Genomic DNA, 21207 nt, shown 5'->3' with positions numbered 1-21207 from the left:
ATTTACACACTAGCCGGCACAGTAGAAAGCACTGAGGCTAATGATAAAAGTATAAGCTGGGCAATAAACGAACTATAGCGTAGGGAATTTCGGCGGCAGCTCGGCGTCCCTTAGCTGTTTCAGCGCCTCGGCGGCCGTATGCACCGGCAACTGACAGGTTTTGTTATAGCACACGTACACGGTGGTTTTTCCGTTGATGGCGGGCCTGTCGTGCAGCAGCGGCAGCCTGCTTTGGGTGGCCTCGGTGGCGCCGGCCAGCACAACGTTGGGCAGGTAAAAGGAGGTAAGCTCTGCGCGCATTTCCGGGGCTTTGGGACCCACAATCACTACCTCGGCGGTGGGCGTTAGCTTCTGGAAGTATAAAGAGGCCCAGTTGCTCAGGTGAGACGGCTCTTTTAGTAACAGCTCCTTTACCCGCGCCAGCATCTCATCAGAAAGCAACGCGTAGCGGCCTTCATCAAAGTATAAACCTAACAGGTGCAGGTTGGTGGCCATAACCGAGTTGGAGGAGGGAACAACGTTGTCGAAGATCTCTTTTTTGCGGGCTACCAGTTTGCCGGCGTTCTTATCGGTGAAGAAGAAGAGCCGCTCCGCCTCATCCAGAAAATTATCCAAGGTATAATCCGCCAGCTGTTTGGCCTCCAGGAGCCATTTCTCGTCAAACGTTACTTCATACAGGCGTAGCAGCGCCCGGATCAGCAGCGCATAGTCTTCCAGGAAGCCCGTTATTGTGGCCTTGCCCTGTTTGTAGTTGTGGTAGAGCCTGTCGCCTTTCTTTAGGTTGTCAAGTATAAAAGCCGCGTTTTTCAGGGCCAGCTCTAAGAAATGCTTGTTCCCGAACGTATAATAAGCATCCGCCAGCCCCTTTAGCATCAGCGCGTTCCAGGAGGTCAGGATCTTGTCGTCGAGGGCCGGGCGGGTGCGTTGGGCGCGTACCTGCATGAGCTTTTGTTTCCAGTCGCGCACCATCTCCTCCAGCACGTCCTGCTCCAGCTCGTTTTCCTCGGCAAACTTTTCGTCCGGGATGCGGCGGTGCAGGATGTTGCGGCCATGCTCAAAGTTGCCGGTGGCGGTGGCGTGGTAATATTTTGAGAATAGGGGCTCCTCGTCACCTAAAACAGTGTGCAGTTCATCTTTGGTATAGGTATAAAATTTGCCTTCCTCGCCCTCGCTGTCTGCATCCAGCGAGGAGTAGAAGCCTCCTTCGGGGCTCATCAGTTCCCGCTCCACAAAGGCTATGGTTTCAAACACCACATCATGGTACAGCGCCTCGTGCGTGGCCTGGTAAGCCTCCGCGTACAGACTTACCAGTTGACCATTGTCGTACAGCATTTTCTCGAAATGCGGCACCAGCCACTGCTCATCCACAGAGTAGCGCGCAAAGCCTCCGCCTATCTGGTCGTAAATGCCGCCGTAGGCCATTTCCCGCAGCGTCAGGTTGATGTGGTTTTGGATCGTTTGGTCTTGGGTGTGGTGAAGGTAGCGCAGCAGGAACAGGTAGTTGGAGGGCATCGGGAATTTAGGCGCCTGGCCCATGCCCCCGTACCGCTTGTCAAAGTTCCGGCTGATGTTGTGCCCGATCAGCTTGAAATCGTCCTCCAGCACATGGTAGTTCGGCTGCTTTAAACCATACTTCTCCAGCTCGCTCAGGTTCAGGTGTGCCACAAACTGCTCGGCAGAGGCGTCGAGGTCTGCTCTGTTTTTCTGGTAAGCCTCGGCTATGCTGGTAAGTAGCGCCTCCCACTGCTTCGGCGGAAAGTAGGTGCCGCCGTAAAAGGGCTTGGCTTCGGGCGTCAGGAAAACATTGAGCGGCCAGCCGCCCTGTATGCCCATGGCCGCCAGCGTGTCCATATAAATCGCGTCCACGTCGGGGCGCTCTTCGCGGTCTACTTTGATGCACACAAAATGCCGGTTCATCGCCTGGGCGATTTTGGTGTTCTCAAACGCCTCCCGTTCCATGACATGGCACCAGTGGCAGGCGGCGTAGCCAATGCTTACCAGTATGGGTTTGTCCTGCTGCTTTGCCTTCTGTAGCGCCTCGTCGCCCCAAGCGTGCCAGTCTACAGGGTTGTAGGCGTGCTGCAACAGGTAAGGGCTGCTTTCATGTATAAGCCTGTTCGGTTCTCTGTTCTTCTCTGCCATAGCGTCAAGTGGTTAACAACGGCCATACTTGCAGGATTTAAAAGTATAAACCTTCGTCTGCAAGTATAACCACGGTGCCATTTGTAGGTTTGTGTGGTTTGGTTTACGCACCAGCCAGGCAAAAGTGTTTTAGGCGGGCTACGGCTTGGGCAGCAGCTGCTGCCGGAGGGATTCTTTTTCCTGGGTTGCCTTGATGTTATACTTCTGTTCCAGTGCCTGTAGCTGCTGCAGCGTGCGCTGCACAAACTGCTGGTGCGCCTCGGCCTCGGGGTGGAAAGGCCTGTGCGCCACGGCTCGCTGCAGTTTCTCCCATTCTTGCATAAATTGCCGGAAAGCAGGCGCGTAGCAGGCGTCTACAAACTTCTGCCAAATGTAGTCTTCGGCCAGGGCGGAAGGGTGCAGCATGTCTTCTTTGTAAAAGCGGTAGTCGCGCAGGTCGTCCATCATGATTTCGTACGCCGGAAAGTATAAAACCTCCTCGTGCGCCTGCTGCAGCTGGTGGCACAGCACCCGTAAACTGGCCTTGCTCACGCTGTTCAGCTCTATCGTTTCCTTTATATGCCGCACCGGGCTCACGGTCAGGATCACTTTCAGCGAAGGGTTCGCCTGCTTCAGATGGTCCAGCATTTGCTCAAAGGCAGTTTGCATTTCCCCGATGGGCAGCAGCACACGCTCAAAGAGGCTGGCGGGTAGCTTGTGGCAGTTAGCTACTACCTCGCCGGTTTGCCGTAGCCGGTAAGCGATGGCGGTGCCTAGTGTGATGACCAGGAGGGAGCTCTGCTGCAGCTGCGCTTTTGTTTCCTGCATCCGGCTTTGCACTAACTGCAGCAGCTCTTCTTTATGTGGGCTGGAGAGGGATGAGTGCAGGTCATACGCGTACCAAATGCCGTCGCGCTGCACCAACTCCGGACTATACTTGCCGGTATCTTTCGCCGCCGCCGATAACAGCGAGCAGACAGAAAGTGGGTTAAACAAAGTGCCGAAGGGGTTTACCAGAGCATCCACCTTGTGCTGCTGCAGTTTATCGCCTATCACAGTGGCAAAGCACGAACCAACGGTCAGCACCTTGTCCTGCAGGCTCAGGTCGAGGTCGGTTTGCGCCACTTTAACTTCTGTCCGGAACATAGCTTCTGCTGTTATACTTGTTGTATACGGTGCAATATGGCAAAAAAAAGCGTCCTGCCGGTGGGGCAGGACGCTTTGGTAGTAGTCTTTTCAGAATGACTATTCAGCCACCACGTTAAACTTAACCTGGTGCTTCACTTCTTTGTGCAGGTTCAGGGTAGCGGTATACTCGCCAGCAGTTTTCACGTCCTGGTCAAAAGAGATACGCTTACGGTCTACGTCAAATCCTTTTGCTTTCAGGGCGTCAGAAAGCTGCAGGGTGGTTACTGAACCGAAGATCTTGCCAGTCTCACCCACTTTAGCAGGAAGCTCCAGTGTGATGTCGCCGATGCTGTTAGCCAGCTCCTGCGCGTCGTTCTTGATCTTCTCAGCTTTGTGCGCAGCCTGACGGATGTTCTCAGCTACTACTTTTCTGCTTGATTTGTCAGCGATAACTGCCAGCCCCTGCGGGATCAGGTAGTTACGGCCGTATCCTGGTTTTACCTCAACAATATCGTTCTTGTAGCCGAGGCCTTTAACGTCGTCTTTAAGTATTACTTCCATCGTTCGACCTCCTTATTTTAAAGAATCCGTTACATAAGGTAAAATGGCAAGGTGTCTTGCACGGGCCACAGCCTGAGACACTTTGCGCTGGAACTTCAGGCTAGTACCTGTCAGTCTTCTAGGAAGGATCTTGCCCTGCTCGTTCACGAACTTCAGCAGGAAGTTGCCATCCTTGTAGTCGATATACTTGATACCGCTCTTCTTGAAACGACAGTATTTCTGACGGTTCTCTTGTTTGTGTACTCTTTCGTTAACTAAGCTCATTATCCTTTAACCTCCTCTTTTTTAGCTTGTGATTTGAACTCGCCGTTTCTTCTGCGCTCGTTGTAAGCCACAGCGTGCTTGTCAAGGGCAGTTGTCAAGAAACGAACTACTTTTTCATCACGGCGATAAGCCAGCTCAAGCGCGTCTACTACGTTAGTAGGTGCCTTAAACTCGATCAGGTGATAGAAACCTGTAGACTTCTTCTGGATTGGATAAGCCAATTTGCGAAGACCCCAGTTTTCTTCGTGGATAACGTCGGCGCCATTTTCCTTTAGCACCTCTCTGAACTTCTCGACCGTTTCCTGCATCTGAGTCTCGTTGAGCAACGGAGTCAGGATGAAGACAGTTTCGTAATTTCTCAATTCCATCGGTTCGATTTATGGTTATAAATTTAGCCTGCAAAGGTATGTTGTTTCTTTCTCAATAGCAATACTTTGCTGCAGTAAAAAGAGTGAATGGAGCTGAATAGGTAGCGCAAGCAGTCACTATACATGATCATGGGCCGGGTGATAGGCAAGGGCAGGGCGCTATACTTATATATATAGGTACAAAGAAGGGCGGGTGGTGCCGCTCAGGTGACAGGCAAAAAAGGAGCTTAGAAAGTCCTCAAGATTAGGGAGAATAGCACTGATAATATGCAGCAAGACAATGCTGAATATATGGTGCGATAACAGGAGTAATTGTAACTTTTCCTGTTTGGGTAAAATTGCTGAAAAGCAGCTTTTATTTAGAATGAATATAAATAAATGCGCCATAAAACCATCGGGAAGGGCATTATTGGGTGTTAAAGAGTAGAGTAGGAGAGGGAGTGCCGGGAGGGGGAAATAATAAACTTATTATGTTTGATTAATGGATTTCGCATAGTAGATTTGTGCCCGTAAAGTAAATTCTCCATATCATATACTAAACACACGTAATCTTGGCTATGATTAGCTGTATACTCAAAACTCAATCAAGATTTTTCTGCGCCTTCCTGTTGTCCCTGGTGGTGTCATTTGGTGCTCTTGCTCAAGAGGGAGCCAGTGAGCAGGCGGATGTGGCTACAAAAGGGGTTGACCCGGGAGCTACTGCTGGTGCGGAGGCTTCGACGGGAGACCCTGCGGTAATTTCGGCAGGAGAGTCTCTGTTCAAAAACAACTGTGCTGTTTGCCACTCGGCAGGGTCTGATGTGATTGTTGGTCCTGGTTTGCAGGGTGTGACAGAAAGACGCAGCGAGGCATGGCTGCTCAAGTGGGTGAAAAATTCACAGGCGCTTATCCAGTCTGGCGATGCCGACGCGGTAGCGATTTATAACGAGTTCAACAAGCAGGCGATGCCTTCTTTTGCTTTCTCTGATGACGAGATCAAGTCTATTCTGGCTTATATCTCCTCTGGTCAGGGTGTGACATCTGCTCCGGCAGCTGGCCCCGAAGGAGTAACGGCAGGCGAGAGCGTTGGAACAGAGGCGGTTGGCGCAGCTAGCGCTATCGGCGGATACCTGGATATCGTGCTGGTGGTGCTGATTATTGTGCTGATCGTGCTGGTGGTGACGCTGTTGCTGATCACATCGCTTCTGAAAAACTACCTGAACAAGAACCGCACGCTGAACGAGTATGACACAGAGGTGGTGAACCAGCGCTTTGACTTCTCTAAAGTATACAAGTCTAAGGCTGTTCGCGCACTGGTGCTGCTGATCTTTGTGGTGGTGCTGGTTGATTTAAGTATAGATAAAGTAATGGGTATCGGTATTCAGCAAGGGTACCAGCCAAAGCAGCCGATCGCTTTCTCTCATAAGCTGCATGCCGGCGATCACCAGATCGACTGTAACTACTGCCACTCTACTGTGTACAAGAGCAGAAGCGCCAGCATTCCTTCAGCTAACATCTGTATGAACTGCCATAGCCAGATTAAAACTGAGTCTGCTGAGATCCAGAAGATTTACAAGGCTATAGAGCGTAATGAGCCGATCCAGTGGGTGCGTATCCATAACCTGCCGGACCTGGCATACTTTAACCACTCACAGCACACCAAAGTGGGTGGCATTGAGTGCCAGACCTGTCACGGACCTATCCAGGAGATGGAGGTAGTATACCAGTACTCTCCGCTTACCATGGGCTGGTGTATTGACTGTCACCGCGAAACTCCTCTGAATACGGAAGGCAATGAGTACTATGATAAGTTAGTAGAGCTTCATGACGCCTCTTCTAAAGGAGCATTTACCGTGGCTTCCAATGGTGGTACAGAGTGTTCTAAGTGCCACTACTAATAACCCTTTTTCAAATAAGTAGTCGAGTTTTCTAGATATAATATGCAAGACAGAATAAAATACTGGAAAGGAATTGAGGAGCTGGAGAACGCTCCGGAATTCGCAAAGCATGCTCACAATGAGTTTCCAGAATTCCTGCCGGTTAATGAAGTGGAAGGGGGAGAGTCGTCTTCAAATGGCAAAACTCACCGCCGCGACTTCCTTAAATTATTAGGCTTTAGTATGGCTGCCGTGTCATTGGCCTCTTGCGAAGCGCCAGTGAGAAAGGCTATCCCATACCTGAACAAGCCGGTAGACGTAGAGCCAGGCACTGCAAACTGGTATGCTTCTACTTTTTTCCTAAACGGTGATTACAACAGCATTCTGGTAAAAACACGTGAAGGAAGACCTATTAAAATCGAGCCAAACCCAAGCTCATCGCTAACCCCGCTGGGCACAAGCTCAAAAGCACAAGGCTCTCTGCTGGGGCTGTATGACATCAACCGTCTGCGCTACCCACTGGCTGCCGAGAAAGAGGCGAAATGGGAGGACGTGGATAAGCAGATCAAGTCTCGCTTAGCCAATGTGAACGGCAAAGTGGCCTTTGTTTCTACAACTATCATCAGCCCATCCACCAAGAAGCTGATCGACGAGTTCGGAAGCCGTTTCTCTAACTTTGAGCACGTAACGTATGACCCGAACTCTGCCTCAGGACTGCTGCAGGCAAACGGCGGCGTTATACCAGGGTATGACTTCAGTAAAGCAAATGTTATTGTGGGCATCAACGCCGACTTCCTGGGCACATGGGTTGCTCCGGTTCCGTTTGCTAAGCAGTACATCCAGACAAGAAAATTAAATCCGGATAGCCCGGCTATGTCGCGTCACTATCAGTTTGAGACCATGCTGTCGCTGACTGGTTCAAACGCAGACGTACGTGTGCCTATCAAGCCTTCTGAGGAGGCTGACCTGGTGAAGGCGCTGTACAATGCCATCACGGGCGGCGGAGCGGCCTCTGGCCCTGGAGCCAGTGCGAAAGCGTTGGCTGCAGCTGTAAAGGAGCTGAAAGCGAATAACGGCAAAGCGCTGGTGGTGTCAGGGTCAAACGACCCAGGCATACAGGCGATGGTAAAAGCGATTAACAGCGCCTTGGGTGCTGAAGGCTCTACAATCGATACCGCTGCGCCATACTATGTGAAGCAGGGAAGTGATGCGGATATGATCCGCCTGGTGAACGAGATGAACGCAGGTTCTGTAGGGGCCGTGTTCTTCTACAATGCCAACCCGGTTTACAACCACCCGCTGTCTGCTAAAATCGTGAGCGGCCTGAAGAAAGTTGGCCTGAAAGTATCTTTCGCTGACAGAGTGGAGGAAACTTCTAAACTGGCTGACTTCATTACACCAGACAGCCACTACCTGGAGTCCTGGAACGACTTTGAACCTAAGAAAGGCTTCCTGAGCCTGGCGCAGCCAGCCATCAGCCCGATCTTCACTACACGCCAGATGCAGGACAGTCTGCTGGTGTGGAGCGATCAGAAGACTGACTTCTATGAGTATATTCGTAGCAACTGGAGATCAGTGGCAAGCGGCGACTTCAACAAGTTCTGGGAGAAAGCGGTGCACGACGGCGTGCTTGAGAACGGTACGAGCCTGTTGAAGGTGAAATCCAGCACTGCAGCTGCAAGCACAGCTTCTGTTAAGAAAATTCAGCCAAGCGCTATTGAGGCCGTTCTTTATGAGAAAGTGAGCATTGGAGCGGGTGAGTTCTCGAACAACCCATGGCTGCAGGAGCTGCCAGATCCGGTTTCTAAGGCTACGTGGGGTAACTATGTTGCCATGCCTCGCCAGATGGCAGAGGAAATGAGTGTAGTGCAGGGTGATGTGCTGAAGGTAACATTTGCCAACAACGAAAGCATTGAGCTGCCAGCCCTGGTACAGCCAGGCCAAGCGCCAGGCACTGTGGCTATCGCCATGGGCTACGGCCGCGAACTGGACACTATGCCGGTGGCAAAAGGATTAGGTGCAAATGCTTTCCCTATTGCAACGGTAGCAGATGATGTGGTATTGTATACCAGCGGTGTAAAGCTGGAGAAAACAAATGCTACTTCTCCTATCGCCCAAACGCAGACGCACCACACGATCATGGACCGTATCGTGGTGCAAGAGAACACACTAGCGAAGTATAAAGAGAATCCTAAGGAAGTAACGGAGTATGTAAGGCTGGCTACCCATGAGGGGCCTGCCAAGCCTGCCACTATCTCTCTTTGGGACGATTACGAGTATAAGAACCACCACTGGGGAATGGTGATCGACCTGAACTCATGTATAGGCTGCGGTGCCTGTACCATGAGCTGTAACGTCGAAAACAACATTCCTGTAGTTGGTAAAGCTGAGATCTTGAACCGTCGTGAAATGCACTGGATGCGTATCGATAGATACTACAGCGCAAGAGAGCACGAGGAGAAAGACTACGCGACAATGGAGCATCCGGCAGATAACCCGTCTGTGATCTTCCAGCCGATGCTTTGCCAGCACTGTAACCACGCTCCGTGCGAAACGGTTTGTCCGGTGGCTGCAACCATGCACAGCTCCGAAGGCCTGAACCAGATGGCGTACAACCGTTGCGTTGGTACACGTTACTGCGCAAACAACTGCCCTTACAAAGTGCGTCGCTTTAACTGGTTCGCTTACGCGAACAACGACAAGTTCGGGTTTAACGAGCCGATGAACAATGACCTTGGTAAGATGGTGCTGAACCCAGACGTGACCGTACGTGCCAGAGGTGTGATGGAGAAATGCTCTTTCTGTGTGCAGCGTGTGCAGCTTGGTAAGCTGGAGGCGAAGCGTGAGAACAGAAGACCGAAAGATGGAGAGATCGTAACAGCCTGTGCACAGTCTTGCCCGACAGAGGCCATTGTGTTCGGTGACATGAAGGATCCGGAAAGCCGTATCTCTAAGGTTCTTGCGCGTCAGCAGGGTGAGCGCGCCTTCCACGTACTGGAAGAGCTTAACACCCAGCCAAACGTAACGTACCTGACTAAAATTAGAAACTTAGCTTAACTTTAAATACTGAGAGCAATATGCAGCATGTATCTCCGATAAGAGAGCCTCTTGTAACGGGGGGGAAAACTTACCACGACATCACTGAAGATGTCTGCAGACAAGTGGAGGCGAAGCCCAACGCACGTTGGGCAGCTGCCCTTGCCGTTGCACTGGTTGGCTTAGCTATATTTATCTACTCAGTATACCGCACACTTTGGTTCGGTATCGGGGAGTGGGGCCTTAACAAAACAGTAGGCTGGGCATGGGACATCACCAACTTCGTGTGGTGGGTAGGTATCGGTCACGCCGGTACACTGATCTCGGCTATCCTCCTGCTGTTCCGCCAGAAGTGGAGAACTTCCATTAACCGTGCAGCTGAGGCGATGACGATCTTCGCCGTAATTTGCGCCGCGATGTTCCCGGTACTGCACATGGGCCGCCCTTGGCTGGCTTACTGGGTACTGCCTTTGCCAAACACATTCGGCTCGCTTTGGGTAAACTTTAACTCGCCGCTTCTTTGGGACGTATTCGCGATCTCCACATACTTCTCCGTATCACTGGTTTTCTGGTACATCGGTTTGGTTCCAGACTTTGCGACCATCCGCGACAGAGCAACCGGACCAATTGCCAGAAGAGCGTACGCTGTGCTTTCTATGGGTTGGACTGGCTCGGCTAAAGCCTGGTCACGTTACGAAACGGTATCGCTGATTCTGGCTGGTTTGGCAACGCCACTGGTACTTTCAGTACACACCATTGTATCCATGGACTTTGCAACGTCCGTAATCCCAGGCTGGCACACCACGATCTTCCCTCCATACTTTGTGGCAGGTGCGATCTTCTCCGGCTTCGCCATGGTACTGACGCTGATGATTATTACCAGAAAGGTTTTCTTCCTGGAAAATTACATCACGCTGGAGCACGTGGAGTCGATGAACAAGGTAATCATCCTGACAGGCTCTATCGTGGGTATCGCCTATACGACAGAGTTTTTCATTGCCTGGTACTCAGGCGTAGAGTATGAGCAGTATGCCTTCATCAACCGTGCCTTCGGTCCTTACTGGTGGGCCTACTGGTCCATGATGACGTGTAACGTGATTACGCCACAGCTGTTCTGGATCAGAAAGATCAGAAGAAGCTTAACGGCAACGTTCATCATCTCCATTTTCGTGAACATTGGTATGTGGTTCGAGCGATTCGTGATTATCGTAACCTCGCTTCACAGAGACTACCTGCCTTCTTCGTGGGCCATGTTCTCTCCAACCATTATCGACATCGGTGTATATGTTGGCACAATAGGATTGTTCTTTACCCTGTTCCTGTTGTTCTGTAAATTTTTCCCAGTAATAAACATGGCCGAAGTGAAAGCAATTCTGAAGTCTTCTTCAGAAGTGAAGCACCACGGGCATGCTGCTACAATGCACGCTACTGAAAAGGGTTTGAACACTAATAGACATCACAATGAATAAGAAGTTTGTTCTAGGTATTTATGATGATGAAGATGTGCTGTTAACAGCCATCGAGAATATCCGCGCAGCCGGTACCAAAATTTACGATGTATTTTCTCCATACCCTGTGCACGGAATTGATGATGTGTTAGGTATAAAGCGTTCAAGACTTCCTATAGTTGCTTTCTTCGGTGGCCTCTTCGGTATGTCGTTCGCCTTATGGATGCAGATTTGGATGCTAGGCTTTGACTGGCCGATGATCATTGGCGGTAAGCCGCACATTGCCATACCGTCTTTTATTCCGGTAACATTTGAGCTGACCGTACTCTGCAGTGCCTTCAGCATGGTAATTACGTTCTTTATCGTGTCCAGGCTAAAGCCTTCGCTGAAAGTGAACGTGTTCGACAAACGCTCTACAGACGATAAATTCGTGATGGCGATAGAAGTGAAAGACGGAGTAACCAACATGGATGCTCTTAATGACCTGCTTCGCTCTAACGGTGCCATAGAAGTTAATGAGAAGGAGGTAGTAAAATAATGAAAAGACTTACTAAAATAGGCTTTAAAGCCTCTGCTATACTTTTCTCAGCTGCAGCGCTTATCTCCTGTAGCAATGAGCAGGATCCTGGGTTGGAATATGCTCCGGATATGTACCATTCCATTCCGCTGGATCCATATTCTCAAATAAAAGAGAACAAGTTTAACCCGGCAGGTATGAACCTGCGCGAGCCTGCAAAAGGAACAGTGGCCCGAAACAAAATGGGGTACAACCTTTACTTATCAGAGAACACCGCTGAAGCGGCTGGACAGGAACTGAAAAACCCTCTGCAACTGACAGAGGCGAACCTTACAGAAGGTAAAGTGCTCTTCACCCGTTTCTGCTCTCCTTGCCACGGTGCTGAAGGAGACGGACAAGGACTGGTAGGGCAGAAGTTCAAAGGTGTTCCATCTTATACTTCCGGCCGTGTGGCTGAGTTGCCGGCTGGTCACATCTTCCACGTGATTACTTACGGAAGAGGACGTATGATGCCGCACGGCTCACAGGTTAACCCGGAGGAACGCTGGAAAATTGTGATGTATGTGCAACAGCTGCAGAAAGGCGAGACAGGGACAGCCGTTTCAACGGATGCTTCTGAGGAAGCCGCACAGGATGCTGCAGAGGCCGGAACAGAGAACCCTGTAACCGGAACCCCAAATAATTAAGACGAAGGCATAATATAAAAGGATAATGACAGAAGAAAGACTCATCATTTCCAGAAAAACGAATAATAAGTTTTTCCTGATGATAGCTGTAGGTGTTGTTTTACTTATAGCAGGTATCATTTTTATGGCCGCAGGCGGGGGAGCAGAGCATCATGCAGAAGGACACGGTGAGGCTGCCGCCGCAGGGCATGAGGCTGCCTCCTGGACGAAGCGCCTGTTTGTCAACCTATGGCTGAATAACGTATACTTTACAGGCATCGCCCTGATTGGTACGTTCTTCGTTGCTGTACAGTATGTAGCTTATGCAGGCTGGTCTGCACTGGTAAAAAGAATACCGGAGGCAATGGCTTCCTATTTGCCGATCGGTGGTATCGTGATGCTGTTGGTGTTCCTGTTCGGTGGCCACGACATCTTCCATTGGACGCACGAGTACCTGTACGATGTTAACGACCCACGCTACGACCCAATCATCGCCGGTAAGTCAGGTTATCTGAATACAGTGTTCTTCCTGATCCGCATGGTGGTATACTTTGGTCTGTGGATTCTGTTTACCAAGTGGCTCAGAAACCAATCGCTTAGCGAAGACCTGAACGGCGGCACATCATACTACCACAAGAGCATTCGCATCTCAGCCATGTTCCTGGTAGTATTCGGTATCACTTCCTCTACGTCTGCCTGGGACTGGGTGCTGTCAATCGACACACACTGGTTCTCGACCATGTTCGGATGGTACGTGTTTGCCAGCTGGTGGGTATCAGGTTTGGCTGCGATCACGCTTACAGTAATCATCCTGAAGCAGAACGGCTATTTGAAAATGGTTAATGCTAATCACATACATGACTTAGGCAAGTTTGTGTTTGCGTTCTCTATTTTCTGGACCTACATCTGGTTCTCTCAGTTCCTGCTTTACTGGTATGCCAACATTCCGGAAGAGTCAATCTATTTCATCGACAGATTAGGTGGAAACGAAGGCCATTTTGCCTGGATCTTCTTCTTTAATCTTGTTATAAACTTTGTATTCCCATTCCTTGTTCTGATGACAAGAGATGCGAAACGCCAGATGATCATGCTGAAGATAGTAACTATTGCTATTCTGATTGGCCACTGGTTTGACTTCTACCTGATGATGATGCCAGGCACGTTGCGCACAGATGCGGGCATTGGCTTCATCGAGATTGGTACTACGCTGGTGTTCCTGGGCGTGTTCCTGCTAACTTTCACCAAAGGACTTGCCAAAGCGTCTCTGGTGCCTGTTAACCACCCGTTCCTGGAGGAGAGTGTTCATCATCATGTTTAGAGACAATACTAAAAGCGTTATATAATGATTACGATCGCCATTGGTTTATCCATTATACTTCTACTGGTCATCCTGTTCCTGCTTTTCAGGATTGGGACTCTAACCTCCATCTTCCGGGGTTCAACGGAGCGTGCGGCCGGTACAACTAAAACAAGTAACCGTGTAAACAGCGTCATGCTGTTGCTTTTCCTGATCGTTGGTGGAGGAGCTTTCGCATGGTCTTTTGCTGACGCATGGGATGACATGACTCTTCCGCTTGCTTCAGTACATGGGGCCTGGACAGACAACCTGTTCTGGACAACCATGATCATCATCGGTGTTGTGTTTGTCATCACGCAAGTGCTGCTTTTCTTCTACTCGTACAAGTACCAGCACAAAGACGACAAGCGTGCCTACTACTACCCGCACAACAACAAGTTGGAGATTATCTGGACGATAATTCCGGCAGTTGTGATGGCAGTGTTAGTATTTGGTGGCTGGAAGACATGGACCAAAATCACAAGTGCTGCCCCAGAGGATGCCGTTGTGATCGAGATCATGGGTAAGCAGTTTAACTGGATGGTACGTTACCCTGGTCCCGACGGCAAGCTTGGCGTAGCCCGCCATACCCTGATTGACGCTACAAATGAGCTTGGAGTAGATTTCAGTGATCCTGCTTCTAGAGACGACATCATTAACCCGCTTCAGATTCACGTTCCGAAAGGAAAGCCGGTACTGCTGAAGATCCGTTCCCGCGACGTGATCCACAGTGTGTACATGCCGCACTTCCGACTGAAGATGGACGCAGTGCCAGGTATGCCAACCAAGTTCTGGTTCGTGCCAAGCAAATCAACCAACGAAATGGCCAATGAGACAGGTAACCCTGACTTCAAGTATGAGCTGGCTTGTACGGAGGTTTGCGGTCGTGGTCACTTTGCTATGCGTTACGTGATCGTGGTAGACGAGCCGGAAGATTACGAAGCGTGGCTCGAGCAGCAGACTCCGTTTGTGGAGCAGAACCCGCAGGTGTTGGCTAAATTCACTTCTGAGAACGCTGAGCAAGCAGTTGCTGAGGCCCCACAGGTGGAGAAGGCAGAAGAAGTAAAAACTGAGTTGTAGCATTTAAATCCTATTGATCATGTCTAGTACAGATATTTCTATAAACCAGGATGTGCATCACGTTCATGAGGAACATGATCATCATCACGATCAAAACTTTTTTCAGAAGTACATCTTCAGCCTAGACCATAAGGTTATTGCCAAGCAGTTCCTGTTCATGGGTATATTGTGGGCCTTTATCGGAGGTTTCCTATCTATCCTGTTCCGACTGCAGCTGGGCTGGCCGGAAGCTACTTTCACGTTTCTGGAGCCAATCCTGGGCGGTTGGGTTGAAAACGGCAAGCTGAACCCAGAGTTTTACCTGGCGCTGGTAACGATGCACGGAACCATCATGGTATTCTTCGTGCTGACAGCAGGCCTAAGCGGTACATTCTCAAACTTCCTGATTCCATTGCAGATCGGTGCCCGCGATATGGCCTCCGGTTTTATGAACATGCTCTCTTTCTGGATCTTTTTCATCTCCAGCATTATCATGTTCTTCTCCTTGTTCCTTTCGACAGGCCCTGCCGCTGGTGGCTGGACGGTATATCCGCCGCTAAGCGCCTTGCCTGAGGCTATTCAGGGTTCTGGCAGCGGTATGACCATGTGGCTTATCTCTATGGCGCTGTTCATTGTTTCTCAGCTACTGGGTGGTGTTAACTACATCACCACTGTTATCAACCTGAGAACAAAAGGTATGTCGATGACAAAGCTGCCACTGACAATCTGGGCGTTTTTCCTGACTGCCATTGTAGGTCTTTTGGCCTTCCCAGTGCTGTTCTCAGCTGCCTTGTTGCTGATCTTTGATCGTAGCTTTGGAACAAGCTTCTTCTTGTCTGACATCTATATCGCCGGACAGGCGCTAACCAACACAGGCGGTAGCCCGATCCTGTTCCAGCACTTGTTCTGGTTCCTGGGCCACCCGGAGGTATACATCGTGATTATGCCAGCCATGGGTCTGGTATCAGAAGTTATTGCTACCAACTCACGTAAGCCAATTTTCGGTTACCGAGCCATGATCGGCTCCCTGTTCGGTATTACAGTGCTGTCCTTCGTTGTATGGGCGCACCACATGTTCGTAACAGGTATGAACCCTTTCCTGGGATCGGTCTTCATGTTCCTGACACTGATTATTGCGGTGCCATCGGCGGTGAAGGTATTTAACTGGCTGGCCACGATCTGGCGCGGTAACATAAGATTTACTTCTGCCATGATGTTTGCCATCGGATTTGTGTCCCTGTTTATCTCTGGTGGTTTGACTGGTATTATCCTGGGTAACTCTGCCATTGACATCCAGCTGCACGATACATACTTTGTGGTAGCACACTTTCACCTGGTAATGGGTGCGGCGGCCTTCTTCGGTATGTTCTGCGGCGTTTACCACTGGTTCCCGAAGATGTTTGGACGTATGCTGGATGAGAAGCTTGGTTTCGTACACTTCTGGGCAACGTTTATAGCGGTTTACCTGGTGTTTATGCCAATGCACTACATCGGTATCGCTGGTTTCCCTAGAAGATACTACAACTGGACAGGTTTTGAAACCTTCAATATTTTTACTGACCTGAACACGTTCATCAGTATCGCAGCTATCCTGGGCTTCTCTGCGCAGTTTGTTTTCCTGTTCAACTTTATCTATAGCATCTTCCGTGGTAGAAGAGCTACTGAGAACCCATGGCATTCTAACACACTAGAGTGGACTACGCCTGTGCTTCCAGGTCACGGAAACTGGCCGGGAGAGGTGCCAACTGTTTACAGATGGCCATATGATTACAGCAAGCCTGGTGCCGCTGAAGATTATATTCCACAGACAGTTCCTTTTTCACAGACGCAGTCATCAAACCTGCCAAGTGAGAGAGACTTTGAGTAACGTTTTTAATGGCTAACAAATCTTTTCACAGAAGATTTAAAAAGGTTGGAGTATTAACAGTATTCACTGTTTACTTCCTGATATTAGTCGGAGGGATCGTCCGGAGTACGGGGTCAGGCATGGGCTGTCCAGACTGGCCAAAGTGTTTCGGCAATTGGGTTCCTCCGACTGATGTTAGCCAATTACCGGATGATTATCTGGAGGTATACAAACAGAAGCGGATAGAGAAAAATCAAAAGTTGGCTGGCTATCTGGATAATATGGGCTTTACAGAGCTTTCCAACACTATTTTCTCTCATCCCACCCAATACCTGGAGACTGAATTCAATGTGACCAAAACCTGGATCGAGTACCTGAACCGGTTGGTAGGAGTGCTTACCGGAATTCTGATCTTCCTGACGTTGGTATATGCAGTGCCTTTTCTGAAAGAAGATAAGCCAGTGTTTTTTCTGGCGCTGATAAGTTTTATACTTGTCGGGGTGCAAGGGTGGCTGGGGTCTATTGTGGTATCAACCAACCTTCTGCCGGTTACAATTACCATACACATGGCGCTCGCGCTGGTTATTGTGGCAATTTTACAGTATGCGGTAGCACGTGCCGAAAAGCAGTCTTTCCGCTCCACGATCAAGTATGATGCGAAGCTGAACCTCGTAATGTGGACGCTGGCCATACTAACGTTTGGACAAATACTGTTAGGCACGCAAGTGCGCGAGGAGATAGATTTGGTGGCATTTATGATGGGAGGGATGCAGCGTGAAACGTGGATTGACAAACTCGGGATGAGTTTCTACTTACACCGGTCGTTCTCAATTGTGTTGGTTGCCCTGCATGTTTATGCCGCCATCCTGCTGTACAAGCTTAACAACGAGCGTCTGCACAATCTAACACACCTAATGCTGTTTTTTATTGGGGCAGAAGTGGTGATAGGCATACTAATGGCGTATTTTGCGATTCCGCCCGTTTTGCAGCCGCTCCATCTTACCCTAGCGTCGCTTCTGTTTGGTGTGCATTTTCAGCTTTTGATTATTTACTATTACGCCTCTAAAAAGGCAACAAACCCGCAAGTAGTTGTTTATAACTAATGTTTACAGCAAAGTCTGAGGCACTACTGCAATACTCTACCATGGCTCAAAAAGCATCGGCATATTTTCAGCTGTTAAAGTTCCGGCTAAGTTTAACTGTTGCTTTCTCTAGTGCCATAGGTTTTATTTTAGCAGACCCTAATGGCAGGTGGTATGAAATAGCGCTTGTCATGCTCGGCGGGCTCCTGGTAACAGGCTCGGCTAACATCATCAATCAGATACTGGAAAAAGATCTGGACAAGATGATGAAACGCACGGCGAAGCGACCGCTGCCAACAGGGCGACTGTCGGTGTCTGAAGCGGTCATCTACGGCGTGTTCTTAGCAGTGGCAGGAACGCTGCTGTTAAGCTGGTACTTTAACCCACTGACAGCTGCGCTCTCGCTTCTTTCCATGGTCTTGTATGGCTTCATCTATACACCGTTAAAGAGAATCAGCCCGATTTGCGTGTTTGTAGGAGCGATACCAGGCGCCATGCCCCCGTTGATAGGATGGGTCGCTGCTTCTGGTGCTATTGAAGTAGAAGCTATTATACTGTTTGGCATTCAGTTTTTCTGGCAGTTCCCGCACTTTTGGGCAATTGCTTGGGTGCTGGATGATGACTATAAGAAAGCAGGCTTTAAGATGCTGCCCATGGAAGGCGGAAAAAACTTAAAGACTGCGATTCAGATCATGAGCTATACCTTAGTGCTGATCCCGTTGAGCCTGCTGCCCCTGCAGTTTGGCATGACAGGTACAACCTCAGCAATGATAGCTGTTGTATGCGGGGTGTTGTTTTTAGCTCAGACTTTTTATTTGATGCGCACTTGCTCTAAAAAGGCTGCGATGAGCATCATGTTTGGTTCTTTTTTATATCTGCCGATTGTGCAGATAGCCTTTGTATTAGATAAAGTTTAAAAAATGGCAATGGCTAACTTTCAAATAAACGATCAGGACAGCAGAACGGGCTTACATCCGCTGAAGTTTTCGCTGTGGTTGATAATCATAAGTATAATCATGATGTTTGCGGCCTTTACAAGCGCTTACATTGTTAGAAGGGAAGAAGGGAATTGGCTTGAGTTTGAGCTTCCGACCATACTTCTCGTAAATACAATTGTGATCGTGCTCAGCTCTGTTACCATGCAGTTGGCGCATAATGCCGCGAAGAACAATAACCTTGGCCTGCTAAAGGTATTGCTGCTCCTGACCTTAGGGTTAGGCACAGCGTTTCTGATAGGCCAATGGTACGGATGGGTAGACCTCGTGCAGAATAATATCTATTTTGGAGGTACAGGAAGTAACCCTTCCGGTTCATTTCTGTATGTTTTAACCGGAGTACACGGCTTTCACCTGATTACAGGGCTGGTATTTGTGGCAATTGTTTATTTTAGCAGCCTGAAGTATAAAGTACATTCTAAAAATATGCTGCGTATACAATTGTGTACAGTATACTGGCACTTTTTAGGCGGACTTTGGGTATATTTGTACATCTTCTTAAGAATAAATCACTAAACACGTTTTTCATTATATAAACTATGTCTACTTCAACTACGCTGGAAGCACCTAACACAGGTACATGGGACGGTGGCAATGAACCGATGAAAGCGAGCTATGGTAAACTCATGATGTGGTTTTTCCTGCTCTCTGACGCCTTTACCTTCGGTGCCTTTCTTATTACTTACGGACTAGCTCGCCATGCACACAAGCCCTACACGGGAGAGGCAGAGGCTTTCACTTTCTCAACAGAGTGGTGGCCAATCCCGGAGAAAGTATTCAACGCTTTCCCTGGTTTCCACGGAGTAGACCTGCCGCTGGCCTTCGTAGCGCTCATGACCATGATCCTGATCCTAAGCTCCGTGACGATGGTACTTGCCGTGGAGGCAGGCCATAGAATGGATAAGAATGACGTGCAGAAGTGGCTGCTGTGGACAATCCTGTTTGGTGCAACTTTCCTGGGTTGCCAGGCTTGGGAGTGGTCTCACTTTATAGCCGGTACTGATCAGGGCATGCTATTGGCTGACGGAACGCGTGTATTTGGTGCGAACCTTACAGTAAACCAGTATGGCCCGCCCTTGTTCGCTGATCTGTTCTTTTTCATCACGGGCTTCCACGGCACGCACGTTTTCACAGGTTGGATACTGCTCTTAATTGCCTTTATCAGCACTGTGAACGGCGTATACCAGAAGCGCGGCCATTACGAAATGGTGGAGAAGATTGGCTTGTACTGGCACTTTGTAGACCTTGTATGGGTATTCGTTTTCACATTCTTCTATCTGATCTAATCAATTAGCAAAATATAACGGTGCTGCCCATGAAGGTGGGCACGCATCTAAAAAATACATCACTGGATATGGCACACCATCATACAGAAGACAATTTTCACCAGACAGGTGAGATTCCAAAACCGCAGACAAAGGCGATCTGGAGAACTTTCGTAATACTTGTAGCTATCACAGCGCTAGAGTTCCTTATTGCCTTTACCATGGATGCAGGCACAGCGCGTAATGCTATCTTCATTATCCTCACCATCTTCAAGGCGTTCTACATTGTAGCAGAATTTATGCACATGAAGCACGAGACAAAGACGTTGATGTGGTCTATACTGATACCCTTGGCACTTGTAGTATGGCTGATGGTAGCTCTGTTGGCAGAGGGAAGCTATTACTACGAGTCGATAACGAACTACTTCAGATAAGTTTAGAGCATTGATGAAACCTGTTAAGGCACTAATACTAGGATTCCTATTATTAGTGCCTATTCTTGTTTTTATATTTATCAGTGTCTTTGGCACGCATCATTTTTCTCTAAACACCTTTTACCCGAAGATGGACGATGCCGGTAAGGTCGTATACAACGCTGCCGGCGACACCGTTTTTCAAACAGTTCCCTTCTTTAGCCTGACAGGGCAGGAGGGCCAAAAGGTTACACAAGCAGATCTTGCCGAGCGCATTACAGTAGTGAGTTTTTTTGCACTGCCTTGTGCCGATTCGTGCCAGCGGGTTTTCTCCCAGCTAGTAAGAGTGCAGGAAGCTTACGAGAACAATCCTCAGATCAACCTTGTTTCCTTTGGAATAGCGGCGCCAGAGCAAAATCAAGCTGTAGCGGAATTAGCCAGGGAGTTTGGCGTGCAGAAAGAAAAGTGGTTCCTACTTACCGGCGACAGCTCTACACTAGCTGCGTTTGCCGCAGAGGGGTATCATGAGCCATTCCAAAAGCAGGGGGATCGAATAGAGGCCAGTACCAAGCTGGTGCTGGTGGATAAAGAAAAGAAAATCCGGGGCGTGTATGATGGTACGGACGCGGAAGAAGTAGATCGATTGGTATTAGAAATTAACGTCTTGTTGGATGAATACAGCAAACGAAAATAAGCTCACAAGTAATAAGGATAAACGGATACTCTCACTGATAGCAGTGCTGTCGGTGGTGATACCGGTAGTGGTGGCGGTGCTTTTCTTTATGCCGAAGGCTCACACACCCGGAATAGATGTGTCGTATCTGCCAGGCTTCCACGCCATCCTGAATTCCCTTACGGCTATAACCCTCGTGATTGGGTATGTAAACGTTAAAAAGGGCAATACCAAAGCGCACCGTGCCGCAATGCTAACAGCTTTTGGTCTTTCTGCTATTTTCCTGGTATCTTACGTGACATACCACTTTTTAGGGCAGCGTACCGTGTATGGCGGCGATGGAATACTGAAGTATATCTACTATTTTATACTTCTGACACACATTGTTTTAGCTGTGGTTATTGTCCCGCTTGTGTTGCTGTCAGTTTACTTTGGCATTACGAACCAACTGAAGCGCCACCGCCGTATCTCTAAATGGACGTTTCCGACTTGGTTATACGTAGCAATAACCGGTGTGCTGGTTTATATATTGATATCACCATACTACGCATAGTTTTTTATTACCATTATAGTT

At 49.1% G+C, this 21207-nt stretch carries 20 protein-coding genes; 15 read left to right on the top strand and 5 right to left on the bottom strand.

Annotated features, from left to right (window positions below):
* Positions 1-72: 72 nt before the first annotated feature.
* The 5 genes from FJM65_RS17330 to rpsF form a co-directional block, all read right to left on the bottom strand.
* Positions 73-2142 carry a thioredoxin domain-containing protein gene (locus FJM65_RS17330; RefSeq protein WP_140623011.1) on the bottom strand — a complete coding sequence of 690 codons (2070 nt, stop codon included), beginning with the start codon at positions 2140-2142 and terminating at the stop codon, positions 73-75.
* 138 nt (positions 2143-2280) lie between these two features.
* Complete coding sequence (locus FJM65_RS17325) at positions 2281-3267, bottom strand: GSCFA domain-containing protein (RefSeq protein ID WP_140623009.1); 987 nt, start codon at positions 3265-3267, stop codon at positions 2281-2283.
* 99 nt (positions 3268-3366) lie between these two features.
* Positions 3367-3810 (bottom strand): 50S ribosomal protein L9, encoded by a 444-nt coding sequence (rplI, locus tag FJM65_RS17320; protein WP_140623007.1) that lies wholly within the window; start codon positions 3808-3810, stop codon positions 3367-3369.
* A 12-nt stretch (positions 3811-3822) separates the two neighbouring features.
* The gene (gene rpsR / locus FJM65_RS17315; RefSeq protein WP_007652662.1) at positions 3823-4074 is read right to left on the bottom strand and encodes a 30S ribosomal protein S18; all 252 of its coding nucleotides are present in this window, start codon (positions 4072-4074) and stop codon (positions 3823-3825) included.
* On the bottom strand, positions 4074-4442 hold the full coding sequence (gene rpsF, locus FJM65_RS17310; protein WP_140623005.1) for a 30S ribosomal protein S6: 369 nt from the start codon (positions 4440-4442) through the stop codon (positions 4074-4076). Before rpsF ends, rpsR begins: the two co-directional genes overlap by 1 nt.
* 557 nt (positions 4443-4999) lie before the next feature.
* Here rpsF and FJM65_RS17305 point away from each other — a divergent pair.
* From FJM65_RS17305 to FJM65_RS17235, 15 genes are all read left to right on the top strand, one after another.
* Complete coding sequence (locus tag FJM65_RS17305; protein ID WP_140623003.1) at positions 5000-6319, top strand: c-type cytochrome; 1320 nt, start codon at positions 5000-5002, stop codon at positions 6317-6319.
* Positions 6320-6361: 42 nt separating this feature from the next.
* Complete coding sequence (locus tag FJM65_RS17300; protein WP_140623001.1) at positions 6362-9355, top strand: TAT-variant-translocated molybdopterin oxidoreductase; 2994 nt, start codon at positions 6362-6364, stop codon at positions 9353-9355.
* A gap of 20 nt (positions 9356-9375) precedes the next feature.
* Positions 9376-10803: an NrfD/PsrC family molybdoenzyme membrane anchor subunit gene (gene nrfD, locus FJM65_RS17295; RefSeq protein ID WP_140622999.1), complete on the top strand. Its 1428-nt coding sequence runs from the start codon at positions 9376-9378 to the stop codon at positions 10801-10803.
* Positions 10796-11320 carry a DUF3341 domain-containing protein gene (locus FJM65_RS17290; RefSeq protein WP_140622997.1) on the top strand — a complete coding sequence of 175 codons (525 nt, stop codon included), beginning with the start codon at positions 10796-10798 and terminating at the stop codon, positions 11318-11320. The genes nrfD and FJM65_RS17290 overlap by 8 nt, the downstream gene beginning before the upstream one ends.
* Complete coding sequence (locus tag FJM65_RS17285) at positions 11320-11985, top strand: c-type cytochrome (RefSeq protein WP_140622995.1); 666 nt, start codon at positions 11320-11322, stop codon at positions 11983-11985. The genes FJM65_RS17290 and FJM65_RS17285 overlap by 1 nt, the downstream gene beginning before the upstream one ends.
* Positions 11986-12010: 25 nt before the next feature.
* Complete coding sequence (locus FJM65_RS17280; RefSeq protein WP_140622993.1) at positions 12011-13282, top strand: quinol:cytochrome C oxidoreductase; 1272 nt, start codon at positions 12011-12013, stop codon at positions 13280-13282.
* A gap of 24 nt (positions 13283-13306) precedes the next feature.
* On the top strand, positions 13307-14380 hold the full coding sequence (locus FJM65_RS17275; RefSeq protein ID WP_140622991.1) for a cytochrome c oxidase subunit II: 1074 nt from the start codon (positions 13307-13309) through the stop codon (positions 14378-14380).
* A 19-nt stretch (positions 14381-14399) separates the two neighbouring features.
* A complete protein-coding gene (locus FJM65_RS17270; RefSeq protein WP_140622989.1) occupies positions 14400-16226 on the top strand; it encodes a cytochrome c oxidase subunit I in 1827 nt (608 codons plus the stop codon).
* 8 nt (positions 16227-16234) lie between these two features.
* Complete coding sequence (locus FJM65_RS17265) at positions 16235-17308, top strand: COX15/CtaA family protein (RefSeq protein WP_140622987.1); 1074 nt, start codon at positions 16235-16237, stop codon at positions 17306-17308.
* A 41-nt stretch (positions 17309-17349) separates the two neighbouring features.
* Positions 17350-18204 carry a heme o synthase gene (cyoE, locus tag FJM65_RS17260; RefSeq protein ID WP_394348143.1) on the top strand — a complete coding sequence of 285 codons (855 nt, stop codon included), beginning with the start codon at positions 17350-17352 and terminating at the stop codon, positions 18202-18204.
* Between the two features lie 3 nt (positions 18205-18207).
* The gene (locus tag FJM65_RS17255) at positions 18208-18798 is read left to right on the top strand and encodes a cytochrome c oxidase subunit 3 (RefSeq protein ID WP_140622983.1); all 591 of its coding nucleotides are present in this window, start codon (positions 18208-18210) and stop codon (positions 18796-18798) included.
* Between the two features lie 23 nt (positions 18799-18821).
* Positions 18822-19568: a cytochrome c oxidase subunit 3 gene (locus tag FJM65_RS17250; RefSeq protein ID WP_140622981.1), complete on the top strand. Its 747-nt coding sequence runs from the start codon at positions 18822-18824 to the stop codon at positions 19566-19568.
* A 68-nt stretch (positions 19569-19636) separates the two neighbouring features.
* Positions 19637-19981 carry a cytochrome C oxidase subunit IV family protein gene (locus FJM65_RS17245; RefSeq protein WP_140622979.1) on the top strand — a complete coding sequence of 115 codons (345 nt, stop codon included), beginning with the start codon at positions 19637-19639 and terminating at the stop codon, positions 19979-19981.
* A 13-nt stretch (positions 19982-19994) separates the two neighbouring features.
* Entirely contained in the window at positions 19995-20654 is a 660-nt protein-coding gene (locus FJM65_RS17240) for an SCO family protein (RefSeq protein WP_181163760.1), read from the top strand.
* A complete protein-coding gene (locus FJM65_RS17235) occupies positions 20632-21186 on the top strand; it encodes a DUF420 domain-containing protein (protein WP_140622975.1) in 555 nt (184 codons plus the stop codon). Before FJM65_RS17240 ends, FJM65_RS17235 begins: the two co-directional genes overlap by 23 nt.
* The last annotated feature ends 21 nt before the right edge of the window (positions 21187-21207 follow it).

It is taken from the genome of Pontibacter mangrovi, from assembly GCF_006385705.1.
Classification (GTDB): Bacteria; Bacteroidota; Bacteroidia; order Cytophagales; family Hymenobacteraceae; genus Pontibacter; species Pontibacter mangrovi.
Note: the sequence above shows the minus strand (reverse complement) of the source record. Positions and strands in the feature narration are given on the sequence as shown.

What these genes read in the sequence shown, in the direction of transcription:
- FJM65_RS17330 (WP_140623011.1), bottom strand. Translation starts at nt 2,142, where the DNA reads ATGGCAGAGAAGAACAGAGAACCGAACAGGCTTATACATGAAAGCAGC.
- FJM65_RS17325 (WP_140623009.1), bottom strand. Translation starts at nt 3,267, where the DNA reads ATGTTCCGGACAGAAGTTAAAGTGGCGCAAACCGACCTCGACCTGAGC.
- rplI (WP_140623007.1), bottom strand. Translation starts at nt 3,810, where the DNA reads ATGGAAGTAATACTTAAAGACGACGTTAAAGGCCTCGGCTACAAGAAC.
- rpsR (WP_007652662.1), bottom strand. Translation starts at nt 4,074, where the DNA reads ATGAGCTTAGTTAACGAAAGAGTACACAAACAAGAGAACCGTCAGAAA.
- rpsF (WP_140623005.1), bottom strand. Translation starts at nt 4,442, where the DNA reads ATGGAATTGAGAAATTACGAAACTGTCTTCATCCTGACTCCGTTGCTC.
- FJM65_RS17305 (WP_140623003.1), top strand. Translation starts at nt 5,000, where the DNA reads ATGATTAGCTGTATACTCAAAACTCAATCAAGATTTTTCTGCGCCTTC.
- FJM65_RS17300 (WP_140623001.1), top strand. Translation starts at nt 6,362, where the DNA reads ATGCAAGACAGAATAAAATACTGGAAAGGAATTGAGGAGCTGGAGAAC.
- nrfD (WP_140622999.1), top strand. Translation starts at nt 9,376, where the DNA reads ATGCAGCATGTATCTCCGATAAGAGAGCCTCTTGTAACGGGGGGGAAA.
- FJM65_RS17290 (WP_140622997.1), top strand. Translation starts at nt 10,796, where the DNA reads ATGAATAAGAAGTTTGTTCTAGGTATTTATGATGATGAAGATGTGCTG.
- FJM65_RS17285 (WP_140622995.1), top strand. Translation starts at nt 11,320, where the DNA reads ATGAAAAGACTTACTAAAATAGGCTTTAAAGCCTCTGCTATACTTTTC.
- FJM65_RS17280 (WP_140622993.1), top strand. Translation starts at nt 12,011, where the DNA reads ATGACAGAAGAAAGACTCATCATTTCCAGAAAAACGAATAATAAGTTT.
- FJM65_RS17275 (WP_140622991.1), top strand. Translation starts at nt 13,307, where the DNA reads ATGATTACGATCGCCATTGGTTTATCCATTATACTTCTACTGGTCATC.
- FJM65_RS17270 (WP_140622989.1), top strand. Translation starts at nt 14,400, where the DNA reads ATGTCTAGTACAGATATTTCTATAAACCAGGATGTGCATCACGTTCAT.
- FJM65_RS17265 (WP_140622987.1), top strand. Translation starts at nt 16,235, where the DNA reads ATGGCTAACAAATCTTTTCACAGAAGATTTAAAAAGGTTGGAGTATTA.
- cyoE (WP_394348143.1), top strand. Translation starts at nt 17,350, where the DNA reads ATGGCTCAAAAAGCATCGGCATATTTTCAGCTGTTAAAGTTCCGGCTA.
- FJM65_RS17255 (WP_140622983.1), top strand. Translation starts at nt 18,208, where the DNA reads ATGGCAATGGCTAACTTTCAAATAAACGATCAGGACAGCAGAACGGGC.
- FJM65_RS17250 (WP_140622981.1), top strand. Translation starts at nt 18,822, where the DNA reads ATGTCTACTTCAACTACGCTGGAAGCACCTAACACAGGTACATGGGAC.
- FJM65_RS17245 (WP_140622979.1), top strand. Translation starts at nt 19,637, where the DNA reads ATGGCACACCATCATACAGAAGACAATTTTCACCAGACAGGTGAGATT.
- FJM65_RS17240 (WP_181163760.1), top strand. Translation starts at nt 19,995, where the DNA reads ATGAAACCTGTTAAGGCACTAATACTAGGATTCCTATTATTAGTGCCT.
- FJM65_RS17235 (WP_140622975.1), top strand. Translation starts at nt 20,632, where the DNA reads ATGAATACAGCAAACGAAAATAAGCTCACAAGTAATAAGGATAAACGG.